This window comes from Pseudomonas sp. GM33, assembly GCF_000282295.1.
GTDB classification, from domain to species: Bacteria; Pseudomonadota; Gammaproteobacteria; order Pseudomonadales; family Pseudomonadaceae; genus Aquipseudomonas; species Aquipseudomonas laurylsulfatiphila.
This window is the reverse complement of record NZ_AKJO01000025.1, coordinates 20,282-27,443: the sequence shown is the minus strand read 5'-3', so window position 1 is coordinate 27,443 and position 7,162 is coordinate 20,282. Positions and strand designations below refer to the sequence as shown.

Annotated in this window: 6 protein-coding genes and 1 pseudogene; all 7 read right to left on the bottom strand. The window is 59.7% G+C overall.

What is annotated here, in order from left to right; translation table 11 throughout:
• A pseudogene (locus PMI26_RS31300) lies at positions 1-175 on the bottom strand (glucose-6-phosphate isomerase); the annotation flags it as partial.
• Positions 176-404: 229 nt separating this feature from the next.
• Positions 405-785 (bottom strand): aspartate 1-decarboxylase, encoded by a 381-nt coding sequence (panD, locus tag PMI26_RS24875; RefSeq protein WP_003228271.1) that lies wholly within the window; start codon positions 783-785, stop codon positions 405-407.
• A gap of 185 nt (positions 786-970) precedes the next feature.
• On the bottom strand, positions 971-1,831 hold the full coding sequence (gene panC / locus PMI26_RS24880) for a pantoate--beta-alanine ligase (protein ID WP_007971110.1): 861 nt from the start codon (positions 1,829-1,831) through the stop codon (positions 971-973).
• Positions 1,828-2,628, bottom strand: coding sequence for a 3-methyl-2-oxobutanoate hydroxymethyltransferase (gene panB, locus PMI26_RS24885; RefSeq protein WP_007971109.1), 801 nt, complete (start codon positions 2,626-2,628; stop codon positions 1,828-1,830). Before panB ends, panC begins: the two co-directional genes overlap by 4 nt.
• Positions 2,629-2,992: 364 nt before the next feature.
• Positions 2,993-3,478 carry a 2-amino-4-hydroxy-6-hydroxymethyldihydropteridine diphosphokinase gene (folK, locus tag PMI26_RS24890; protein ID WP_007971108.1) on the bottom strand — a complete coding sequence of 162 codons (486 nt, stop codon included), beginning with the start codon at positions 3,476-3,478 and terminating at the stop codon, positions 2,993-2,995.
• 3 nt (positions 3,479-3,481) lie between these two features.
• On the bottom strand, positions 3,482-4,882 hold the full coding sequence (locus tag PMI26_RS24895; RefSeq protein ID WP_007971107.1) for a polynucleotide adenylyltransferase PcnB: 1,401 nt from the start codon (positions 4,880-4,882) through the stop codon (positions 3,482-3,484).
• An 818-nt stretch (positions 4,883-5,700) separates the two neighbouring features.
• Entirely contained in the window at positions 5,701-7,140 is a 1,440-nt protein-coding gene (locus PMI26_RS24900) for a sigma-54-dependent transcriptional regulator (protein ID WP_007971105.1), read from the bottom strand.
• Between the last annotated feature and the right edge of the window lie 22 nt (positions 7,141-7,162).

Sequence of the window (7,162 nt, the reverse complement as noted above, 5' to 3'; positions counted from 1 at the left end):
TCTTCGAGTAGTCGAGAAACAGACCGCAGCTGCTGAGGGTGAATTGAGTAAAGCGCTGCGGGTCGGCGTTGAAGGCCTCCCGCATGCTGAAATCCTGCATGGCTTGGCGGTGGTCATTCAGCGCTTGCCAGGCGGGCAGAGCGGTCACGTCGTGAGGGGTGCGGTAATACGCCATCGCTGCGGGTTTCCTTTTTACTTGAACGGCTTTTTGAACACTAAAAAGCCCGGAGCGCTGCGGGTGGGCGTCCGGTCAACTGCGTCGACACGATTTTGTGGCGCAGGGCGAATACAGTAACTCTCGCGCTGCGATCTGTCTTGACTTTGTCTGACCCGTTCCCGGTACTTTTTTGTACAACGAACAGGGAACGGTCCGACAAACGGAAGGGATATGCGCTTCGGCTCGGTCAGGCGACCTGAACCGGAATGGCGTTGCTGGTGTGGCTCAGCTCATTTCCCGGCGCCATGTAGAGCATGCGCGGCTTGAAGTTGAGCAGTTCGGCTTCGCTGTAATGAGCGTAAGCGCAGATGATCACGCGATCACCGACCTTGGCCTTGTGCGCCGCGGCGCCGTTGACCGAGATCATGCGCGAACCTTCTTCGCCACGGATGGCGTAGGTGGTGAAGCGCTCGCCGTTGTCGACGTTGTAGATCTGGATCTGTTCGTACTCGCGGATGCCGGACAGGTCCAGCCATTCACCGTCGATGGCGCAGGAGCCTTCGTAATCGAGTACAGCGTGGGTGACTTCGGCGCGATGCAGCTTGGCTTTGAGCATGATGGCGTGCATGAATGTTTCCCAGGTCGGCGGGCAAGTGGCCCGAAGGGTTTGTGGGCGTCAGTAAGGTCTGTATGGGCGCAGCAGAACCCCTGTGGGAGCGAGCTTGCTCGCGATAGCGGTGGATCAGGCAAAACTGTTGTGACTGAACATCCGCTATCGCGAGCAGGCTCGCTCCCACAGGATTATTGTGTTGGTCAGACGGGCGCGTCGAGGTTCAGGTGCAGGTTGTCGATCAACCGTGTCGTACCGAGGAACGCCGCCACCAGAATCACCAGGTCACGGTCCTGCGCCGTCGCCGGGCGCAGGGTCAGGGCATGGCGGATTTCCAGATAGTCAGGACGCAGGCCAGCCGTTTCGAGCTGTTTGATCTGCGTGTCGATCAGCACCGGGTAATCGCGTTCGCCCTGCTTGATCGCCTCGCTGATCGCATTCAGCGTGCGGTAGACCACCGGCGCCACAGCGCGTTGCTCTTCGTTGAGGAAACCGTTGCGCGACGACAGCGCCAGGCCATCGGCCGCCCGTACGGTCGGCTCGCCGATGATCTGGATCGGCATGTTCAGGTCATGTACCAGCGCGCGAATCACCGCCAGTTGCTGGAAGTCCTTCTCGCCAAAGATTGCCAGGTCCGGCTGGACCATGTTGAACAGCTTGCTGACCACCGTCGCCACGCCTTCGAAATGCCCCGGCCGGCTTGCGCCGCACAGGCCTTCGGACAATTGCGGGACACTGACGCGGGTCTGTCCGGCCATGCCGTCGGGATACATCTCCTCGACGGTCGGCGCGAACAGCAGATGGCAACCGGCCTGGAGCAGTTTTTCCTGGTCGGCGGCGAGGGTGCGCGGGTACTTGTCGAGGTCTTCGCCAGCACCGAATTGCAGCGGGTTGACGAAAACGCTCGCCACCACGAAGTCCGCCCGTTGGGAGGCCTTGGTCACCAGTGCAACGTGGCCGCTGTGCAGGTTGCCCATGGTCGGCACAAAGGCAATGCGCTTGCCTTCGCTACGGGCACGGGCCACGGCGGCCCGCAGTTCGCGTACGGTTTTTACGGTGTTCATGCAGAGAATCCGTGTTCGATACCAGGGAAAGTCGCTGCCTTGACTTCAGTCACGTAGGCATTCAACGCAGCTTCAATGCTGGTCTGGCCAGTCATGAAGTTTTTCACGAATTTTGGCACGCGGCCGGTAATGGACAGCCCCAGCATGTCGTGCAGAACCAGCACCTGGCCATCGGTGCGATTGCCGGCGCCAATCCCGATCACCGGAATCTTCACCGCCTGGGTGATTTCTTCAGCCAGCTCGCTCGGGACGCACTCGAGCAGCAGCATGGCCGCGCCAGCCTGTTCCAGAGCGATCGCGTCGGCACGCATCTGCCGCGCCTGGTTTTCATTGCGACCCTGGACCTTGTAGCCGCCAAGGATGTTCACCGACTGCGGGGTCAGGCCCATGTGCGCGCAGACAGGGATGCCGCGCTCGGCCAGTAGGCGGATCGAATCGGCCAGCCACAACGCTCCTTCGACCTTGACCATGTGCGCGCCGGCCTGCATCAACAGGGCGCTGTTGGTCATGGCTTGTTCGGTGGTGGCGTAGGCCATGAAAGGCAGGTCGGCGAGGATCAGGGCATCGCTGTTACCGCGTTTGACGGACGCCACGTGATAAGCCATTTCTGCGCTGGTGACAGGCAGGGTGCTGTCGTGGCCCTGCAAAACCATGCCGAGGGAGTCGCCCACCAGCAGCACTTCGACGCCGGCCTGGTTGCAGGCGTGGGCGAAGGTTGCGTCGTAGCAGGTCAGCATGGTGATCTTTTCACCTTTTTGCTTCAGACCTTGCAGGGTGGTCAGGGTGATGGCTGGCATGAAAAGTTCCTCATTCAGGCGCTGTGGAAACTACTGCGAGTAACGCGCGTGATTCTTCGTTGAATACAGGCGCACGCTCTTTCGTCGTGCTTTTAAGGCCTGGATTGCGCCCTTGAACGCCGTGTTGGCGGCAGCGGGACGCCTATAGTCGTGAGGAGAACGAGGGAAGTCAATTGCGTGTGTTACCGCATTGTTACGGGTGGGGTGTTACCGGCGTAACTGATGCGATTCAGCAGCAGATCTTGTGCCCGACACAAAACCAATGTGGGAGCGGGCTTGCTCGCGAAGGCGGTGTGTCATCCAGAATCAATGTTGGCTGAAACACCGCCTTCGCGAGCAAGCCCGCTCCCACAGGGGATTTCGGTCAATTTTGGGGCAGGCGTTCCAGGCCGACGAACGGGCATGCCTTGAGCAGTTCGGCCAAGGTCCGGCCATCGGCCAGCTGCAGGTCGGCAGGTGCCAGTTCGGCCAATGGATATAGCACGAAGGCCCGTTCCTGCATGTGGTAGTGGGGAACCTTGAGGCGCGGTTCGTCGATCAGGCGATCACCGAACAGCAAGATGTCGAGGTCCAGCGTACGCGGTCCCCAGCGTTCAAGGCGCTTGCGACCCTGGCCGTTTTCGATGGCCTGCAAGGCATCCAGCAATTCCAGTGGCGCCAGCGTGCTGTCGAGCACGGCCACTGCATTGGTGTAGCGCGGTTGTCCGGGAAGCAGTGAGTCGCTTTGATAAAACGCCGAAACCCCGACCAGACGGGATTGCGGCAAGGACGCCAGCGCCTCGGCGGCGCTGCGCAATTGTTCGGCGGGGTCAGCCAGATTGCTGCCCATGCCGATGTAGATGCGTTCCATGGATTACTCGCCCGTGGTGCTCGAAGCGCCGGCGGCGCGCTTGCGCTTGGAACCACCGCTGCGGCGACGCTTGCGCGGGGCGCCGGTGCCTTCTTCCTTGCCGCTGAGGTCGCGGATCATGTCGCGGCGCTCGCTTTCATTGGCGTCCTGATAGTCGGTCCACCATTCGCCGAGGCCGTCAGTCTGTTCGCCTGCACTCTCGCGCAACAGCAGGAAGTCATAGCCGGCGCGGAAGCGCGGGTTGTCCAGCAACAGATCGGCACGCTTGCCGCTGCGACGCGGCAGGCGTTCCTGCATGTCCCAGATCTCGCGGATCGGCATGGTGAAGCGTTTCGGAATCGCGATTCGCTGGCACTGTTCGGCAATCAGCTCATGCGCTGCTTCCTGCATCGCCGGAATCGGCGGCATGCCACGCTCCTGCAGACGCAGGACGCGCGCCGGCAGGGCAGGCCAGAGCAGGGCTGCAAACAGGAACGCCGGGGTGACCGGTTTGTTCTGCTTGATCCGCAGGTCGGTATTGATCAGGGCTTCGCTGATCAGGGTGTGGGTGTAGGTCGGGTTGTATTCCAGTGCTTCGGCGCTGGCCGGGAACAGTGGATCGAACAACTGCAAGTCGACCAGCATTTCAAACGTATCGGCGGCGTGGCCGGAGAGGAACAGCTTGAGCACTTCTTCGAACAGGCGAGCCGACGGGATCTCGCGCAACATCGGCGCCAGGTCGCGAATGGGCAGGGCGCTGTGTTTTTCGATACCGAAATTCAGCTTGGCGGCGAAGCGCACGGCCCGCAGCATGCGTACCGGGTCTTCCTGGTAGCGTTGCTTCGGATCGCCGATCAGGCGGATCAGGTGGTTGCGGATGTCGTGTACGCCGTTGGCGTAGTCGAGGATGCGCTCGCTGACCGGATCGTAATACAGGGCATTGATGGTGAAGTCGCGACGTTGCGCGTCTTCTTCCAGGGTGCCATAGACGTTATCGCGCAGGATGCGCCCGCTTTCGTTGCGTGAAGACTGGTTACTGTCTTCCTCGTCTTCGTTTTGCGGGTGATTGGCGCGGAAGGTCGCGACTTCGATGATTTCGCGGCCGAAGTGGATGTGCACCAGTTTGAACCGACGCCCGATGATTCGCGCGTTACGGAATTCGGCCCGTACCTGCTCGGGGGTGGCGCTGGTGGCAACGTCGAAATCTTTCGGTGTAATGCCCAGCAACATGTCGCGCACGCAGCCGCCCACCAGGTAAGCCTGATAACCGGCGCTCTGCAGGCGTTCAACGATATTCACCGCGTAGCGGCTGAATTGCGCCTTTTGCAGCGAGTGTTGGCCGCTGTTGAGCACTTCAGGCGTGCTGCGAATGTGTTGCGTAGGACGCTTGGGAGAACGGAATGACTGGAACAGCTTCTTCAGCATGGGATGCACTGTTTGAAGGAATATTCGGCCATAACAGAAGAATGACCGCATGATGGGCGGGGATTCTAGCATTTAGTCGGGGGATGGTGTAGGACACAGCAGATATGAGCTGTAAGGCGCAGGGTGTAGGAGCGAGCTTGCTCGCGATGGACGTGAACGATTACGCGTAAAACCAGATGCCCCGAGGTGCCTGTGGGATTTTCGCGAGCAGGCTCGCTCCTACAGTGATACGCGGGTTTTTCTGAATCGCAGAAACTACAAGGGGAGCCGAAGCTCCCCAAGAAGTAGTTGCATGCTCTATTTTTATTTTTGGTTTCGGGCTTTTTGTTTTTGTTAAGTGCCCTTGCCATGAAGCTTTCCTTCATGACCCTCCCAATCGGGAGCCAAGAGCAAACGGATTGCTTTGGTCGCTGAATTGCAGTGATCTTTCGATCCAACCAGTACAGGCTCTGTCTTAGGACAGTTTTTGTTGTTCTCGGCCTGGTCGTGGGGCAAGCCCCAAATACAACGCCTCTCCAAAAGAATCAGTTAGCTGCGCCTCTCGCCGTCTTGTTTTTATTGTGCGTGAGTCGATTCGTCTTATTTTTATTGTCTTGTGCATTGCTTGTTATTGTTCTTGTACCAAACATATAGCAGGGTGCGTGCCAACTTTTGCGAAACCCAATAAAACAAGGGGTTAGGTCGGCTGTTGGGCATTTCGACGGCGAAAAAAAGCCGGGGCTTCGTTACCGTAAGCCCCGGCTTCTGTTACGTGAAAAAGCTGAGGTAACAGTTTTTTCACAATGTCACGTGTTACCCGCACATGAGACAGGTGGGGTTCAGCTTTCGCTGGCCACCCCGGTCTTGCGCCGCGGGATGCCCAGGCGCTGACGGCGTTCCCACAGGCATTTGCGGCTGACCCCGAGTTTGCGGGCCAGCTCGGTTTCGGTCATGTGGTCCTGGTGTTCGAGGACGAAATGCTGGAAGTAGTCTTCCAGGGAGAGGTCTTCGGTCGGCTCATGGTTGCTGTTACCGGCGTTGCCGTTGCCCTGTTGGGGCGGCAGGCCAATGAATTCGTCATCTTCCAGGTCGCCCAGTTCGATGTCGATGCCCAGCAGCTCGGCGGAGATTTCCGGGCTTTCGCACAGGATAACCGCGCGCTCGACGGCGTTTTCCAGTTCGCGAACGTTGCCCGGCCAGGAGTAGTGACGAATGGCTTGCTCGGCATCCGCGGCGAACTTCAGGTCGGTGCGGTTGATTCGCGCACTTTGCCGCGCCAGGAAGGCGTTGGCGATTTCGTTGACGTCCGCACCGCGTTCGCGCAGGGCTGGCAGCTTCAGCGCAATAACGTGGAGGCGGTAATACAAGTCTTCGCGGAACTGGCCGATCTTCGCCAGGCTCTTGAGGTCGCGGTGAGTCGCGGCGATCAGGCGCACATCGACTTTTTGCGACTGCACTGAACCTACGCGACGAATTTCGCCTTCCTGCAATACGCGCAGCAGGCGAGCCTGGGCTTCCAGTGGCAGTTCGCCAATTTCGTCGAGGAACAAGGTGCCGCCGTCCGCCGCTTCCACCAGGCCGGCGCGCCCGGCGCTGGCGCCGGTGAATGCGCCTTTTTCGTGGCCGAACAGTTCGGACTCGATCAGGCTTTCCGGAATGGCTGCGCAGTTCACCGAAATCATCGGTGCCTTGGCGCGTCTGGACAGGTTGTGCAGGGCGCGGGCCACCAGTTCTTTACCGGTGCCCGATTCGCCCTGGATCAGCACATTGGAATCGGTCGGCGCGACTTTGCGGATCTTGCCATACAGGTCCTGCATCGGCGGGCATGAGCCGATAATGCCGATTTCACCGTTGCTGTTGTCGGCACCGGACTTCGCCGCACCGTTGGCGGCTTTGCCGGCAACCGCTTCACCACCGGTTTGTGCCGTTTGTCGGTCACGCAGGATGCGTGCGGCGGCTTGTAGCATTTCGTCGTGGTCGAATGGCTTGGCAATGTAATCCACCGCACCCATTTTCATCGAGTCGACGGCCGAGCGCAGGCTCGCGTAGCTGGTCATGATCAGCACCGGCGTACCTTGGGCGAGCTTGATCAACTCTGTGCCAGGCGCGCCCGGCAAGCGCAGGTCACTGACGATCAGATCGAACGAGGGAATGGTGAAGCGTTCTTGTGCTTCCTGCACTGAACCGGCTTCGCTGACCTGGTACTGGTTACGTTCCAGCAGGCGGCGCAAGGCGGAGCGGATAATGGTTTCGTCTTCGACGATCAAAATGTGCGGCATTGATTCGATACTCTCGACGGTC

Coding starts and splice junctions, on each gene's coding strand:
- panD (WP_003228271.1), bottom strand. CDS start 785: ATGCACGCCATCATGCTCAAAGCCAAGCTGCATCGCGCCGAAGTCACC.
- panC (WP_007971110.1), bottom strand. CDS start 1,831: ATGAACACCGTAAAAACCGTACGCGAACTGCGGGCCGCCGTGGCCCGT.
- panB (WP_007971109.1), bottom strand. CDS start 2,628: ATGCCAGCCATCACCCTGACCACCCTGCAAGGTCTGAAGCAAAAAGGT.
- folK (WP_007971108.1), bottom strand. CDS start 3,478: ATGGAACGCATCTACATCGGCATGGGCAGCAATCTGGCTGACCCCGCC.
- PMI26_RS24895 (WP_007971107.1), bottom strand. CDS start 4,882: ATGCTGAAGAAGCTGTTCCAGTCATTCCGTTCTCCCAAGCGTCCTACG.
- PMI26_RS24900 (WP_007971105.1), bottom strand. CDS start 7,140: ATGCCGCACATTTTGATCGTCGAAGACGAAACCATTATCCGCTCCGCC.